General features: G+C 68.3%; 14 protein-coding genes. 10 read left to right on the top strand and 4 right to left on the bottom strand.

Annotated elements, in window-relative coordinates:
- The first annotated feature begins 160 nt into the window (after positions 1-160).
- The 5 genes from aceA to MTY59_RS20910 all read left to right on the top strand — a co-directional run bounded on the left by aceA (position 161) and on the right by MTY59_RS20910 (position 5,248).
- A complete protein-coding gene (aceA, locus tag MTY59_RS20930) occupies positions 161-2,449 on the top strand; it encodes an isocitrate lyase ICL2 (RefSeq protein ID WP_221042851.1) in 2,289 nt (762 codons plus the stop codon).
- Positions 2,450-2,710: 261 nt separating this feature from the next.
- Positions 2,711-2,929, top strand: coding sequence for a hypothetical protein (locus MTY59_RS20925; protein WP_221042850.1), 219 nt, complete (start codon positions 2,711-2,713; stop codon positions 2,927-2,929).
- 151 nt (positions 2,930-3,080) lie between these two features.
- Positions 3,081-3,425 carry a hypothetical protein gene (locus MTY59_RS20920; RefSeq protein WP_221042849.1) on the top strand — a complete coding sequence of 115 codons (345 nt, stop codon included), beginning with the start codon at positions 3,081-3,083 and terminating at the stop codon, positions 3,423-3,425.
- Between the two features lie 167 nt (positions 3,426-3,592).
- Positions 3,593-4,756, top strand: coding sequence for an LLM class flavin-dependent oxidoreductase (locus MTY59_RS20915; protein WP_221042848.1), 1,164 nt, complete (start codon positions 3,593-3,595; stop codon positions 4,754-4,756).
- Positions 4,757-4,918: 162 nt separating this feature from the next.
- Positions 4,919-5,248 (top strand): hypothetical protein, encoded by a 330-nt coding sequence (locus tag MTY59_RS20910; protein ID WP_221042847.1) that lies wholly within the window; start codon positions 4,919-4,921, stop codon positions 5,246-5,248.
- A gap of 58 nt (positions 5,249-5,306) precedes the next feature.
- On the opposite strand, the gene MTY59_RS20905 is transcribed toward MTY59_RS20910, so the two are convergent.
- Positions 5,307-5,774: an SRPBCC family protein gene (locus MTY59_RS20905; RefSeq protein ID WP_064881324.1), complete on the bottom strand. Its 468-nt coding sequence runs from the start codon at positions 5,772-5,774 to the stop codon at positions 5,307-5,309.
- 208 nt (positions 5,775-5,982) lie between these two features.
- On the opposite strand from MTY59_RS20905, the gene MTY59_RS20900 reads away from it, so the two are divergent.
- From MTY59_RS20900 to MTY59_RS20890, 3 genes are all read left to right on the top strand, one after another.
- Positions 5,983-7,830 carry a fatty acyl-AMP ligase gene (locus tag MTY59_RS20900; RefSeq protein WP_221042846.1) on the top strand — a complete coding sequence of 616 codons (1,848 nt, stop codon included), beginning with the start codon at positions 5,983-5,985 and terminating at the stop codon, positions 7,828-7,830.
- A 65-nt stretch (positions 7,831-7,895) separates the two neighbouring features.
- Positions 7,896-9,128 (top strand): serine hydrolase domain-containing protein, encoded by a 1,233-nt coding sequence (locus MTY59_RS20895; RefSeq protein WP_221042845.1) that lies wholly within the window; start codon positions 7,896-7,898, stop codon positions 9,126-9,128.
- A 36-nt stretch (positions 9,129-9,164) separates the two neighbouring features.
- Complete coding sequence (locus tag MTY59_RS20890) at positions 9,165-9,842, top strand: hypothetical protein (protein ID WP_221042844.1); 678 nt, start codon at positions 9,165-9,167, stop codon at positions 9,840-9,842.
- 9 nt (positions 9,843-9,851) lie between these two features.
- On the opposite strand, the gene MTY59_RS20885 is transcribed toward MTY59_RS20890, so the two are convergent.
- On the bottom strand, positions 9,852-10,622 hold the full coding sequence (locus tag MTY59_RS20885) for an SDR family oxidoreductase (protein WP_221042843.1): 771 nt from the start codon (positions 10,620-10,622) through the stop codon (positions 9,852-9,854).
- Positions 10,623-10,680: 58 nt separating this feature from the next.
- On the opposite strand from MTY59_RS20885, the gene MTY59_RS20880 reads away from it, so the two are divergent.
- Positions 10,681-11,157 carry a nuclear transport factor 2 family protein gene (locus tag MTY59_RS20880; protein WP_221042842.1) on the top strand — a complete coding sequence of 159 codons (477 nt, stop codon included), beginning with the start codon at positions 10,681-10,683 and terminating at the stop codon, positions 11,155-11,157.
- A 36-nt stretch (positions 11,158-11,193) separates the two neighbouring features.
- Here the strand turns inward: MTY59_RS20880 and MTY59_RS20875 are convergent, their stop codons facing one another.
- Both MTY59_RS20875 and MTY59_RS20870 read right to left on the bottom strand, forming a co-directional pair.
- Positions 11,194-11,964 carry a DJ-1/PfpI family protein gene (locus MTY59_RS20875; RefSeq protein ID WP_221042841.1) on the bottom strand — a complete coding sequence of 257 codons (771 nt, stop codon included), beginning with the start codon at positions 11,962-11,964 and terminating at the stop codon, positions 11,194-11,196.
- Between the two features lie 19 nt (positions 11,965-11,983).
- The gene (locus MTY59_RS20870; RefSeq protein WP_221042840.1) at positions 11,984-12,934 is read right to left on the bottom strand and encodes a GlxA family transcriptional regulator; all 951 of its coding nucleotides are present in this window, start codon (positions 12,932-12,934) and stop codon (positions 11,984-11,986) included.
- A 110-nt stretch (positions 12,935-13,044) separates the two neighbouring features.
- Here MTY59_RS20870 and tpx point away from each other — a divergent pair, with 110 nt between their 5' ends.
- The gene (tpx, locus tag MTY59_RS20865) at positions 13,045-13,539 is read left to right on the top strand and encodes a thiol peroxidase (RefSeq protein WP_221042839.1); all 495 of its coding nucleotides are present in this window, start codon (positions 13,045-13,047) and stop codon (positions 13,537-13,539) included.
- The last annotated feature ends 19 nt before the right edge of the window (positions 13,540-13,558 follow it).

Raw genomic sequence — 13,558 nt, 5'->3', positions numbered from 1 at the left:
GGAGACCACCCCCACCGATACACCGGCCCGTCGCCGAAAGCTCTCGCAAGTACTGGCTGCGGCAACAGTTTTGGCTCGAGTCCTGCGACCCCTGATTGAACTGCCGTTCCCGGGGATAGACTCACGTTCAGTGGACTCGTGCTGCAGAGGAGCGGAAGACATGGCGATCATCGACAGGGACACGCAAGTCCGGCCATCGTTTGACGACGAGGTCGCTGCCACGCAGCAATACTTCGACGACCCGCGCTTTTCTCGCATCACGCGCCTCTTCACGGCCCGCCAGGTAGCCGAGCAGCGGGGCACCATCCCCACCGACTACACCGTCGCCCGCAACGCGGCGGCCGCCTTCTACGAGCGGCTGCGCGAGCTGTTCGCCGAGAAGAAGAGCATCACCACGTTCGGCCCGTACTCGCCCGGCCAGGCCGTCGCGATGAAGCGCATGGGCATCGAGGGGATCTATCTGGGTGGTTGGGCGACGTCCGCCAAGGGCTCCACCACCGAGGATCCCGGACCCGACCTCGCCAGCTACCCGCTGAGTCAGGTGCCCGACGACGCCGCGGTGCTGGTGCGCGCGCTGCTGACCGCCGACCGCAACCAGCAATACCAGCGCCTGAACATGAGCGAGCAGCAGCGGGCCACCGCCACGCAATACGACTACCGGCCGTTCATCATCGCCGACGCGGACACCGGCCACGGCGGTGACCCGCACGTGCGCAACCTGATCCGCCGGTTCGTCGAGGTCGGCGTGCCCGGGTACCACATCGAAGATCAGCGCCCCGGCACGAAGAAGTGTGGCCACCAGGGTGGCAAGGTGTTGGTGCCGTCGGACGAGCAGATCAAACGCCTCAACGCCGCGCGCTTCCAGCTCGACATCATGAAGGTGCCGGGCATCATCGTCGCCCGCACCGATGCCGAGGCGGCCAACCTGCTGGACAGCCGGGCCGACGAGCGCGACCAGCCGTTCTTGCTCGGCGCCACCAACCTGAACATCCCGTCGTACAAGTCGTGCTTCCTGGCGATGGTGCGCCGCTTCTACGAGCTGGGTGTCAAGGACCTCAACGGTCACCTGCTCTACGCGCTGCCCGAGGGGGAGTACGCCGAGGCCGGCGCCTGGCTCGAGCGGCAGGGCATTCAGGGCGTGATCTCCGACGCCGTCAACGCGTGGCGCGAGAACGGTGAGAAGTCGATCGACGACCTGTTCGACCAGGTCGAGTCGCGGTTCGTGGCGGCCTGGGAGGATGATGCCGGGCTGATGACCTACGGCGAGGCCGTGGCCGACGTGCTCGAATTCGATGCCAGCGAGGGCGAGCCGGCCGACATGAGCGCAGAGGAGTGGCGCGCTTTCGCGGCGCGTGCGTCGCTGTACTCCGCCAAGACCAAGGCGAAGGAGTTGGGCGTCGACCCCGGTTGGGACTGCGAGCTGTCCAAGACCCCCGAGGGCTACTACCAGATCCGCGGCGGCATCCCGTACGCGATCGCCAAATCACTGGCGGCCGCGCCGTTCGCCGACATCCTCTGGATGGAGACCAAGACCGCCGACCTGGCCGACGCCAAGCAGTTCGCCGACGCCATCCACGCCGAGTTCCCCGACCAGATGCTGGCCTACAACCTGTCGCCGTCGTTCAACTGGGACACCACCGGCATGACCGACGAGCAGATGAAGCAGTTCCCCGAGGAACTGGGCAAGATGGGCTTCGTCTTCAACTTCATCACCTACGGCGGCCACCAGATCGACGGCGTCGCGGCCGAGGAGTTCGCCACCTCGTTGCAACAAGACGGCATGCTGGCGCTGGCCCGCCTGCAGCGCAAGATGCGGCTGGTCGAATCGCCTTATCGCACACCGCAAACCCTGGTCGGCGGGCCGCGCAGCGACGCGGCGCTGACCGCCTCCTCGGGCCGGACCGCGACCACCAAGGCGATGGGCGAGGGCTCGACCCAGCACCAGCACCTGGTGCAGACCGAGGTGCCGAAGAAGCTGCTCGAGGAGTGGCTGGCGATGTGGAGCGAGAACTACAACCTCGGCGAGAAACTCCGTGTGCAACTGCGGCCCCGGCGGGCCGGCTCGGACGTGCTCGAGCTGGGCATCTACGGCAACGACGACGAGCAGCTGGCCAACGTCGTCGTCGACCCGATCAAGGACCGGCACGGCCGCAGCATCCTTCAGGTGCGCGACCAGAACACCTTCGCTGAGAAGCTCCGGCAGAAGCGGCTGATGACGCTGATCCACCTCTGGCTGGTCAACCGCTTCAAGGCCGACGCGGTGATCTATGTGACGCCGACCGAGGACAACCAATATCAGACCGCGAAGATGAAATCGCACGGCATCTTCAGCGAGGTCTACCAGGAGGTCGGCGAGATCATCGTTGCCGAGGTGAACCGGCCCCGCATCGCCGAGCTGCTGCAGCCCGACCGGGTCGCGCTGCGCAAGCTGATCACCAAAGAAAGTTAGCCAGCGGATCCACAGCGGCCGCCCCGTCGACCAGCGGGGCGGACGCTCACCGTTGCCATCGGCGCAGGCCGACACGCTTTCGCGGGGTGGCGCGGGCCCCGCTCGCGCCGCTGCGTCGCGCGCGTGTCCGGCCCGCGTCGTTTCGCCACCGCGCCCGATGTCAAAAATTTACCTTGCGAACAGTTGCCCAAGTGTAGAATTAGCTTGTAACAAATGCGCAGTCAGATTTAACAAACACACCCGAACAGACAGGAGCGCCTGATGAGAACCCCGATCACGAAGGCGATCGCCATGTTCGGTGGTGCGGCAGCGGTTGTTTTGACGGTCGGATTCGGTGCCGACGGTGTTAGCCCGACGGGCAGCGCATCGACGATGGCACCGCATCCGTCACCCGGTGTCACGACGACGCAGCCCGGCACACCCGGGCCAGGCGTGCACATCGCCACGCTCGCCGGTTGCATCCCGGGAGCTAACTGCTGACCGTTCACCGTTCGCGATGGCCCATCACACCGGAGTGATGGGCCATCTTCTTCTGGCGCAATCTCGGCGCCGAAATCTGTTTGCGCGGCCACCCCCGGGGGTAAGAAAAAGTGGGCGGGGCGAAGTGGCGCAAGTGGAGATTGGGGATCTGATGAGATCTGGACCGAGGACGACGATCGCGCTGTTCGGCGGTGCGGCGATGCTCGTGCTGTCGGTCGCCTGCGGCGGCGGTCATAAAGGCGGCCCGAGCAGCACCACCACTCCGACGACCACCCCGTCGTCCAGCGTTGCGCCAACCACTGCCCCCGGCGGCGGCGAGCCAGGCGGCCCGAATGGCGGCGGCGGTCCCGGCGGAGGCGGCGGCGGTGTGCCCGGCGGCCCGACCGGTGGCGGCGGTCCCGGCGGAGGCGGCGGCAGCATTCCCGGCGTCGGCGGTGGCGGCGGCGGACCGGGCGGCGGTGGCGGTTGCGTCGGCAACGTCTGCGGCGGCTACTGATCGCCGAGCCGTGTTGAGCAGGCGCTGAAACGAACCACGAAGACTTGTTTCCCTAGCCGGTGGGGCCGGGATTACCTGGCCCCACCGGCTGATCCCTTCTCTGGGGCCTAGGGCGAGCCCGCGATCCGAGTTATGGTTCTCCGCAACTCGGATGCAAAGGGACTTCAATGTCGAAGCTCAGGTTCGGATACTTCATCGCCCCGTTCCACCGCGCGGGCACCAACCCGACGCTGGCCTTGCAGCGAGATCTGGCGTTCGTCGAGCACCTCGACGCCCTCGGCTTCGACGAAGTGTGGTTGGGCGAACACCATTCGGCCGGCAGCGAAATCATCAGTTCCCCAGAGATTTTCATCGCCGCCGCCGCAGAACGGGCAAAGCGGATCCGGTTCGGCACCGGGGTCATCTCGTTGTCGTATCACAACCCGCTCTGGGTCGCGGACCGGCTGATGCTGCTGGATCACCTGACGCACGGACGCATTATCGGCGGAGTGGGGCCCGGCTCGCTGCCCAGCGACTCGTCGATGATCGGACTCACCCCTACCGACACACGAGAGCTGCTGGAAACCAACCTCGACATCGTCGCGCGATTGCTGGCGGGAGAGACCGTCAGCGCCAAGACCGCAACCCACCAACTCTTCGATGCCAAGCTGCAGCTTGCCCCGTACTCCGACGGCGGGATCCCGCTGTCCGTCGCGGCCGTCGCGTCGCCGACGGGCGCGCGGCTGGCCGGCAAGCACGGCATCGGCCTGCTGTCCATCGGCGCAACGCTGACGGTCGAGGGCTTCAATGCACTGTCCTACCACTGGGGCATCGTCGAGGAGCGCGCCGCCGCCTTCGGCACGCAGGTAGACCGCAAGAACTGGAGCCTGGTCGGGCTGTTCCACCTCGCCGAGACCGAGAAGCAGGCCCGTGAAGAGGTCAAGTTCGGCATCGAGCCGTGGTTCCGGTACTTCCAGAAGGTGGCCGCGTTCCCGCAGATGACGATGCCCGGCGAGCAGCTCGACGAAATGATCGACGTCATCAACGAGAACGGGGCGGGCGTGATCGGCACGCCCGAGCGGGCGCGCGAACAGGTGCAGCGGTTGTGGGATCAGTCCGGCGGTTTCGGCTGCATGCTGCAGATGGGTCACGAGTGGGCCAACCCGGCCGCCACCCGGCGGTCGGCCGAGTTGTTCGCCGCCGAAGTGATGCCGCACTTCCAGGGGCAGGCGCAGCCGACGCTGGACGCCGCCGCGCGCGCCGGCCAGGCCCGGGAGAACCTCGCGCAGTCGCAGTTGGACGCGGTGGCGCACATGACCAGGAAGTACCAGGACGAGGTCGACGCGAAGTAGCGCTGCACACCTGCCCGCGCGAATTCTCCTCGCGGCCCGCCTATTTCGCCGGGGTGCGGCGTGGCCCCCGACCACGGCGGGGTGGCGGCCATCGCGCGGCTTCATATCCAGGCGACAGGCGGGTCCCAGGGGGCAGCTAGGGATGCGGCGCATACCTGGAGGATGACCGCCAAGACCCCTCACTCCACGACCGCCGGCGGAGGCCGCCGGCGACTACTGCGCCTCGCTCTCGCGGGCGCCGCGACCCTGGCCGTCCTGGCCCTCTACGACGCGGCGCAGCCCCAGACCCCCGGAAGCACGCTGGGATCCGGATCGGTGCGCCTGGCGGCCGACGGTGACGACGACCAGGCCCAGCTGCAACAGCAGCTGAATCAACAGCAGCTACAGCAGTCGATGCAACAGGCCGAAGAGCAAAACGAGCAGGCCCAGCAGCAATTCAATCAGGACATGCAGCAGCAACAGACCTACGAGAACCAGTTCAACAACCCGTAAAATCGTGATTCGAAGCGTGGCGGCCGCTGTGCGCGGCCGTCATGCGTCTTGCGAGAACCTAACGGCCGCCGGTGGATTCGCGATCGGCCGCCTTCACCAGCCGGCCCGCGAAAAACCGGACCGCCCCGCCCATGGCGGCGCGCATCAGCGGGCCCGTCCCGCGAACGCCTTCGGTGAAAGAGCCGGTCCAGCGGATGTCGGTCCCGCCCGACGCGTTCGGCGTGAGGACCACCTCGCCGCCGTAGTCCTTGGCCGGGGTGGCCGGGCCCACCAGCTTGTAGGCGTGGCGACGGTCCGGCTCGTACTCGACCGTCTCCTCCTGCACATAGACCGGCCACATGCCCACCTTGCGGATCGCCCCGACGCCACCCGGCGCGGGATCGCCCTGGCGAGCCCAACTCGAGTGCATGACAATCGGCTTGGCCCACTGCGACCAGTTGGCGCCGTCGGCTACCAGCCGGAACACGGTCGCGGGGGGCGCGCTGCTGGTGCGGGTGATCTCGAAGGAAAAGTTCCGGCCCGGCATGACAACTCCTGGTGGTAGCAACGGACGGCCCTGGACGCCGCTCGCCGGTAGGCTACCGCCCACGCCGGGCGTCGGCCGGATCGGGTGGACCGCCGCTGTCAGCCCGGTGACCGGACGTCCGCCGGGATCGGCGAATGCGCCCGCCGCTCTTGATGTTTGCCGATTCACCGCACGGGGCCCGTCGCATCGACTTGCCTAGACTGCAGTTATGGATCGCGGTTCGCGGCGGGACGGCCCAAGTGCCGATGGTCTACTTCGGATCGAGGACTGCCTGGACGCGGCCGGTCGGGTCGCGCTGCCGCCCGGGGTCAACCTGATCTCGCTCATCGACCGCAACATCGCGAACGTCGGTGACACCGTGGCGTATCGCTACCTCGACTACAGCCGTTCGGCCGACGGCGATGCCGAAGAGGTGACATGGAGCCGGTTCGGCATCCGGCTGGAGGCCATCGGCGCGCGCATCCAGCAAGCGGCCAGTCACGGTGAGCGCGTTGCGGTCCTCGCGCCGCAGGGCATCGACTACGTCGCCGCCTTCTACGCGGCGGTCAAGGCCGGAACCATCGCCGTGCCGTTGTTCGCCCCGGAGCTGCCCGGCCACGCCGAGCGGCTTGACACCGCGCTGCGCGATTCCGAGCCCACCGTCGTACTCACGACGGCGCCCGCCCGAGAGGCGGTGGAGAAGTTTCTGGCCGGCCACCCGCGCCTGCGCCGGCCGCGGGTGCTCGCGGTCGACCAGATACCCGATTCGGCGGGGGAGTCGTTCGTGCCCACCGAGCTCGGCATGGACGACGTCTCACACCTGCAGTACACGTCGGGCTCGACCCGGCCGCCGGTCGGCGTCGAGATCACCCACCGCGCGGTAGGCACCAACCTGGTGCAGATGATCCTGTCGATCGACTTGCTGGACCGAAACACCCACGGCGTCAGCTGGTTACCGCTCTACCACGACATGGGTTTGTCGATGATCGGCTTCCCAGCCGTCTACGGCGGGCACTCCACGCTGATGTCTCCCACCGCGTTCGTCCGCCGCCCCCAGCGATGGATCCAGGCCCTGTCCGACGGGTCGCGGCAGGGCAACGTCGTCACCGCCGCACCGAACTTCGCCTACGAGTGGGCCGCGCAGCGCGGCCTGCCCGGCCGCGGCGCGGACATCGACCTGCGCAACGTCGTGATGATCATCGGCTCCGAACCCGTCAGCATCGATGCGATCAGGACCTTCAACAAGGCGTTCGCGCCGTACGGGTTGCCGCGGACCGCATTCAAGCCGTCCTACGGCATCGCCGAGGCCACGTTGTTCGTCGCGACCATCGCCCCCGCCGCCGAGGCGACGGCGGTGTACTTCGACCGGGAAAAGCTGGGTGCGGGACACGCGGTACGCGTCGACGCCGTTGATCCCAACGCCGTCGCGCAGGTGTCGTGCGGCCAGGTCGCGCGCAGCGAATGGGCCGTCATCGTCGATCCCGCCAGCGGATCCGAGTTGCCGGACGGGGGGGTGGGCGAAATCTGGTTACAGGGCAACAACGTCGGACGCGGCTACTGGCGGCTGCCCGACGAGACGCGGCGCGCATTCGGTGCCGAGCTGCGATCCCGGCTCGCCGAGGGCAGCCACGCCGACGGCGCCGATCCCGACCGCTCCTGGCTGCGCACCGGCGACCTGGGGGTGTACCTGGACGGTGAGCTGTACGTGACCGGCCGGATCGCGGACCTGGTGACGATCGACGGCCGCAGCCACTACCCGCAACATATCGAGGCCACCGTCGCCGATGCGTCGGAAATCGTCCGGCGCGGATACGTGACGGCGGTTTCCGCACCGGACGGCGACGACCCGGATGCCGCGCGGCTCGTCGTGATCGCCGAACGCGCCGCCGGCACCAGCCGTCAGGATCCGCAACCGGCGATCGAGGCGATCCGCGCGGCGGTCGCGCAGCGGCACGGGCTGACCGTCTCGGACATGCGTCTCCTGCCGGCCGGCGCCATCCCACGCACCACCAGCGGCAAGCTGGCCCGCAGGGCCTGCCGGGCGGAATACCTCGACGGCACGCTGGGCGTCCGCTGACGGACGAACGTTCAAATGGGCCTGCGCACGAACCGGACTGGTTAGTCTCCACTCGGAGGCGCGAGATGGTTCTCAAGTTGAGGGTGTCGCCGGATTTGATCGGCGGCGACGTGGAGGCCGGCTACGGCAGGGTGGCCGACGCTTTTCGCGCGACCTTTCGCGACGGCGCCGAAGTCGGCGCCGCCGTCGCCGTCTACCGCGACGGCGTGAAAGTGGTCGACCTGTGGGGCGGCTACCGCAACGGGCTGACCAAGGATCCGTGGCAGGCCGACACGATGGTGAACATGTTCTCCACGACCAAAGGCGTCGCCGCCCTGGTCGTGGCGGTGGCGGCGTCGCGCGGACTCCTCTCCTACGACGCCAAGGTCGCCGACTACTGGCCGGAATTCGCGCAGGCCGGCAAGGGCGACGTCACCGTCCGCCAACTTCTGGCGCATCAGGCCGGAGTCTGCGCGCTCAAGCCGAAGCCGACGCTGGCCGATGTGGCCGATCCGCAACGGCTGTCGTCGATCCTGGCGGCGCAGGTGCCGGCGTGGCGGCCGGGCACCCGGCACGGCTATCACGCGATCACGCTCGGCTGGTACGAGTCCGAGTTGATCCGCCGGACAGATCCGGCCGCGCGCACACTGGGCCGGTTTTTGGCCGACGAGATCGTCGCGCCGGCGGGACTCGACCTGCACATCGGCCTGCCCGATTCGGTCGACCGCGCCCGAATCGCCCATATTCACAATTGGGCGCGCGCGGAGACGATGCTGCATCTGGGCGTGATGCCCCCTGGCTTTGTCGGCGCGTCGCTGAACCCGGTCGGCCTGACGGCGCGCACCATCGCGGTGCCGCGCGGCGTCAACCCGTTCGACGGGGACTACAACCGCGACGACGTCCGGGCCGTCGAGATCCCGTCGGCCAACGGGATCGGCACCGCCCGGTCGGTGGCGCGGATGTACGCCGGCGCGGCGCGCGGCGGTGCCGAGGTTCCGCTGAGCCCGGGCATCCTCGAGGCGCTGATGGCACCGGCGGTTCCGCCGAGCCACGGCGTGCGCGACAAAGTGATGCACATCGACGTGGCATATTCGCTGGGATTCTGTAAGCCGGTGCCGCAGTTCGTGTTCGGCTCGTCCGACAGGGCCTTCGGCACGCCGGGGTTCGGCGGGTCCTTCGGGTGCGCCGACCCGCATACCGGCATCGGGTTCGCCTACGTCATGAACCGGCTCGGGTTCCACCTGTGGAGCGATCCACGGGAACTCGCGTTGCGGCAGGCATTGTTTCGCGATGTGCTCGGGGCGCGCCCGCAGAGTTGACCGAACGCCGGCCGTCGCGGGTGGCATCCTGGCCAGGTGGGGTTGATATTCCGGTTGGCGGAGCTGTTGATCTTGATCCTGCCGCTGACGGGCGCGGTCGTCGCCGCGGTGCGCGCGTTCGGCGCCTACCGCCGGCGCACGGACGAGCGGTCGCGGGAAATCGACCGGCCACCACTACCCGAGACGCCCGCCGCGGATGCGGCCGGGGTGAATCAGGCCGCCCAGTGGCGCTCGATCCGCCGCGTTCTCGACGAGCACGGCCGAACCGACGCGCGCTGGCTCGAGTACGAACTCGACGTCGCCAAGCTGCTGGACTTCCCACTGATGACCGACATGCGCGACGCACACACGATCGCGTTCCACAAAGCCAAGCTGCGGGCCGACTTCCTGCGCCCCATCAAGGCCGAGGATCTGCTCGACGACCGCGACGGCGCCGCGCGATACATGGCCGCCGTCGAGGACTACGTCACCGCGTTCAACGCCGCCGAGGCCGAAGCGATTCGCCGGCGACGCAACGATTTCTCCCGGACGGATCAGCAGCGAATTGCACGGGCGCAGAGCCTGTTACGGGTCGCGGCCGACCCCGCAGCGGCGTCGCACGAACGCCAGCGCGCCTATGACGTGGCCCGAAACGAACTCGACGGTCTGCTGGTGTTGCCGTCGGCGACACAGGCGAAGCTCGAGCGCGGGATATCCGGCGAGCTGGAGCCATAGCCGGCTGGGCTAGGGGCAGGTGTAGCCGCCGTCGATCACGACGTCCGAACCGGTCATGTAGCTGGAGGCCTCGCTGGCCAGATAGACGTAGAGGCCGGTGAGCTCTTCGGGGCGGCCGATGCGACCGAGCGGGATTTTCGGCTCCCACTGGGGGTGATACTCGGTCAACGGCTCGACGAGCTCGGTGAGGATGTAGCCGGGGCTGACGCTGTTGACCCGAATGTTGTACGGCGCGAATTCGACCGCCATGGCTTTGGTCAGGTGGATGACGGCCGCCTTGGAGGCGCAGTAGTGGCCGACCTGTTGTGGGACGTTGATGATGCTGCCCGACATCGAGGCGGTGGTGATGATGACCCCGCCGCGCCCCTGGGCCACCATCGCCCGGGCCGATGCCTGCGCCGTCAGGAAGACACCGGTGACGTTGGTGTCCTGGATGCGCCGGAATTCTTCGGGCGACATGTCCAGCATCGGGACGACATCGATGACGCCGGCGTTGCAGACCGCGACGTCGATGCCGCCCAGCTCCGCGATCGCCCGGTCCACCATGCCGGTCACCTGGTCGGGCCGGGTCACGTCGCATCGGATCGGCACCACCTTGCCGTCACCGTCCGCCGCCAGCTCGCCGGCGATGCGTTCCAGCGCCTCGACGTTGCGCGCGGCGATGGCGACGTCGGCGCCGGCCTGCAGGTAGGCCTGGGCCACTTTCCTGCCGATGCCGCTGGACGCCCCGGTGACCAACGCCCTCTTGCCGCGCAGGCGGAACAAGTCCATCACGTTCATCTGAGATCCCCATCCATAGGAGCGACCCAAAACCAGAACACGTTCTAGTGTGTCCGCTATGGGCAAATTCACCAGGGCGGAAATCGATAAAGCGGTCGACAACTACACCAAAGTCGTCGAAGGGTGCAGCGCTTCGGGCGACTGGCGGCCGTTCGCGGACCTCTTCACCGAGGACGTCGTCTACACCGAGCACCACTACGGCGTGTTCCACGGGCGCGAGGCGGTCCGCGACTGGATCGTCGCGGTGATGGCGCCCTTCCCGCACATGCGTTTTCCCAATGACTGGGTCGCTCACGACGAGGACAACGACGCCGTCGTCGTCATGATCAAGAACCTGCTGGATCACCCGACCGATCCGAACGGCGAACCCTTCTGGTTCCCGAACTGGACCCGGCTGGTGTACGCCGGCGACGGGCTGTTCTCCAGCGAGGAAGACATTTACAACCCCGAGCGGGACGCTCCCGGCGTCGTTGCGGCGTGGATGCAGGCCGGCGGCCAACTCGCCACCACCGACATCCTGCAGCCCGGCGCCTAGCCTCGGGGAGCGACAGTGCTTGCGCGCGAAGCGCTGTCACCGTCGCCGGCTTTTTTCTGACTCACCTGCCGGACCGGACGCGACTGCCCGCCCGCGGCGCCGCGACCGGACCCTGCCCAGCGCCTGCTCCCAGGCGAGCAGGGTCGTGGCTTTCACGTTGGCGGGCTTCACGCTGTCGCGGGACAGCAGCGCCGTCGCGGCGGCCTTCGTGGTGGCCGACGCCTTCGACATGTGACCCGAGTCGAACGGCGGCTGCGGGTCGTATTCGAGCGCGAGCTGGATTGCCTTCGCGCGGGGTTCGCCGGCGATCTGGCCGGCCAGCCACAGCGCGAGGTCGAGCCCGGCGGACACGCCCGCACTGGTGACGATGTCATCCTGGTGCACGATGCGTTCGTCGGCCACGGGAACCGCGCCGAATGCCTTCAGCGCGGGGACCGTCAGCCAATGCGACGTCGCCCGGCGCCCGTCCAGCAGGCCGGCGGCCGCGAGGATCACCGATCCCGAGCACACCGACGTGGTCCAGCTCGCGCGGTGGTGGGCTTGGCGCAGCCAGTCGAGCAGCGCGTCGTCACGGGCATGGACCGGCGTCGACGGGCCCCCGGGAACGAGAATCACCTCGGGGGAGGGGGTCTCGGCCAGCGAGTGGGTGGCGCCGATGACCAGCACCCCGGAGTCGGCGGTGATCGGCCCGGCTTCGTGCCACACGAAGCGCACCTCGGCGCCCGGCAGATTGCGCAGCACCTCGTAGGGACCGATCATGTCCAGCGCGGTGAATCCGGGATAGGCCACGATGGCGATTTGGGTCATCAGAGTCGTCCTTTCGATGTCAGGCGAAGGCCTTGCGGTATTGGTCGGGCGAAATACCAACGCGGCGAAGGAAATTGCGTCGCATGGTTTCCGCGGTGCCGAAGCCACACCGGGCGGCGATTGCGACGACGGTGTCGTTGGTCTCCTCCAACTGCCGGCGTGCGGCCTCGGTGCGGATGCGTTCGACGTATTGGCCAGGCGCTTCACCGATTTCGGCGGTAAACACCCGGGTGAAGTGCCGCGGGCTCATCGCGGCGCGGCGAGCCAACTCGTCGATGCTGTGCGGACGGCCCGGCTCGGCCTCGATCGTCTCCTGCACCTCGCGGATCAAGTCCCGTCTGGCCCGCGGCATCCACACCGGCGCGGCGAACTGGGTCTGGCCGCCCGGCCGGCGCAGATACAGCACGAGCCAGCGGGCAACCGTCTGCGCGAGCTCGGTGCCGTGGTCGTCTTCGATCAGCGCGAGCGTGAGGTCGATACCCGCGGTGACGCCGGCGGCGGTCCATAGGGTGTCCGTGCTTCGCACGAAGATCGGGTCGGCATCGACGTCGATGGCGGGGAATTCACTCGCCAACCGCTCGGCGAAGGCCCAATGGGTGGTCACCCGGCGCCCATCCAGCAGGCCCGCCTGGGCGGCGAGGAACGCGCCGGTGCACACCGTGACCATCCGGCGCGCATGGGTGGCGACGGACTTGATCCAGGCGACCAGGTCGGCGTCGGAGCGGGCCGCGTCGACGCCGGCCCCACCCGGGAGAACGACCGTGTCGATCGGGTCGCCCGGGTCCGGTAACGGGGTCGCCACGAACGCCAGCCAGGTGGCCGTCTGCACCGGTTGGCCACCGACCGAGGCCATCGCGACGTCGTAGCCGCCGCCCGTCAACAGCGAGGCGCCGGTGAACACGTCATACGGGCCCACCACGTCTAGCGCCTGCACGCCGGGAAAACCGACGATGACCACCTTGCGAGGCATGGATTCAGTGTTGGGCACGCCGGGGTCTGTCGTCTACGCCATGTATCCCACTGATCAGGACATGGGACCTGCCCCACGGCGGCCGCGGCGGCCTTGGCAGACTGTTGCCCATGGCACAGATAACGTTGCGTGGAAACCCGATCAACACTGTCGGCGAGCTGCCTGCCGTCGGATCCAAAGCCCCGGCCTTCAGTCTGGTCGGCGGCGATCTGGCCCCGGTGAGCAGCGAGCAGTTCGGCGGTAAGCCCTTGGTGCTCAATATCTTTCCGTCCATCGACACGCCGGTGTGCGCCACCAGCGTGCGGACCTTCAACGAGCGCGCCGCCGGGGGCGGGGCGACCGTGGTGAACGTCTCGAAGGATCTGCCGTTCGCGCAGGCGCGGTTCTGTGGCGCCGAGGGCATCGAGAACGTCAAGAGCGGTTCGGCGTTCCGCGACAGCTTCGGCGAGGACTACGGGGTCACCATCACCGACGGTCCGATGGCCGGATTGCTCGCCCGGGCCATCGTGGTGATCGGCGCCGACGGCAACGTCTCCTACACCGAACTGGTGCCCGAAATCGCGCAGGAGCCCAACTACGACGCGGCGCTGGCGGCGGCGGGCTGATCTCCGCGCCCGCCTCGGG

Source organism: Mycobacterium senriense (assembly GCF_019668465.1).
Taxonomy (GTDB): Bacteria; Actinomycetota; Actinomycetes; order Mycobacteriales; family Mycobacteriaceae; genus Mycobacterium; species Mycobacterium senriense.
The sequence above is the reverse complement of the archived record's forward strand: the minus strand, read 5'-3'. Positions and strand labels throughout refer to the sequence as shown.

Coding starts and splice junctions, on each gene's coding strand:
- MTY59_RS20910 (WP_221042847.1), top strand. CDS start 4,919: ATGACCGCCAAGACCCCTCACTCCACGACCGCCGGCGGAGGCCGCCGG.
- aceA (WP_221042851.1), top strand. CDS start 161: ATGGCGATCATCGACAGGGACACGCAAGTCCGGCCATCGTTTGACGAC.
- MTY59_RS20925 (WP_221042850.1), top strand. CDS start 2,711: ATGAGAACCCCGATCACGAAGGCGATCGCCATGTTCGGTGGTGCGGCA.
- MTY59_RS20880 (WP_221042842.1), top strand. CDS start 10,681: ATGGGCAAATTCACCAGGGCGGAAATCGATAAAGCGGTCGACAACTAC.
- MTY59_RS20905 (WP_064881324.1), bottom strand. CDS start 5,774: ATGCCGGGCCGGAACTTTTCCTTCGAGATCACCCGCACCAGCAGCGCG.
- MTY59_RS20920 (WP_221042849.1), top strand. CDS start 3,081: ATGAGATCTGGACCGAGGACGACGATCGCGCTGTTCGGCGGTGCGGCG.
- MTY59_RS20900 (WP_221042846.1), top strand. CDS start 5,983: ATGGATCGCGGTTCGCGGCGGGACGGCCCAAGTGCCGATGGTCTACTT.
- MTY59_RS20875 (WP_221042841.1), bottom strand. CDS start 11,964: ATGACCCAAATCGCCATCGTGGCCTATCCCGGATTCACCGCGCTGGAC.
- tpx (WP_221042839.1), top strand. CDS start 13,045: ATGGCACAGATAACGTTGCGTGGAAACCCGATCAACACTGTCGGCGAG.
- MTY59_RS20870 (WP_221042840.1), bottom strand. CDS start 12,934: ATGCCTCGCAAGGTGGTCATCGTCGGTTTTCCCGGCGTGCAGGCGCTA.
- MTY59_RS20915 (WP_221042848.1), top strand. CDS start 3,593: ATGTCGAAGCTCAGGTTCGGATACTTCATCGCCCCGTTCCACCGCGCG.
- MTY59_RS20885 (WP_221042843.1), bottom strand. CDS start 10,622: ATGAACGTGATGGACTTGTTCCGCCTGCGCGGCAAGAGGGCGTTGGTC.
- MTY59_RS20895 (WP_221042845.1), top strand. CDS start 7,896: ATGGTTCTCAAGTTGAGGGTGTCGCCGGATTTGATCGGCGGCGACGTG.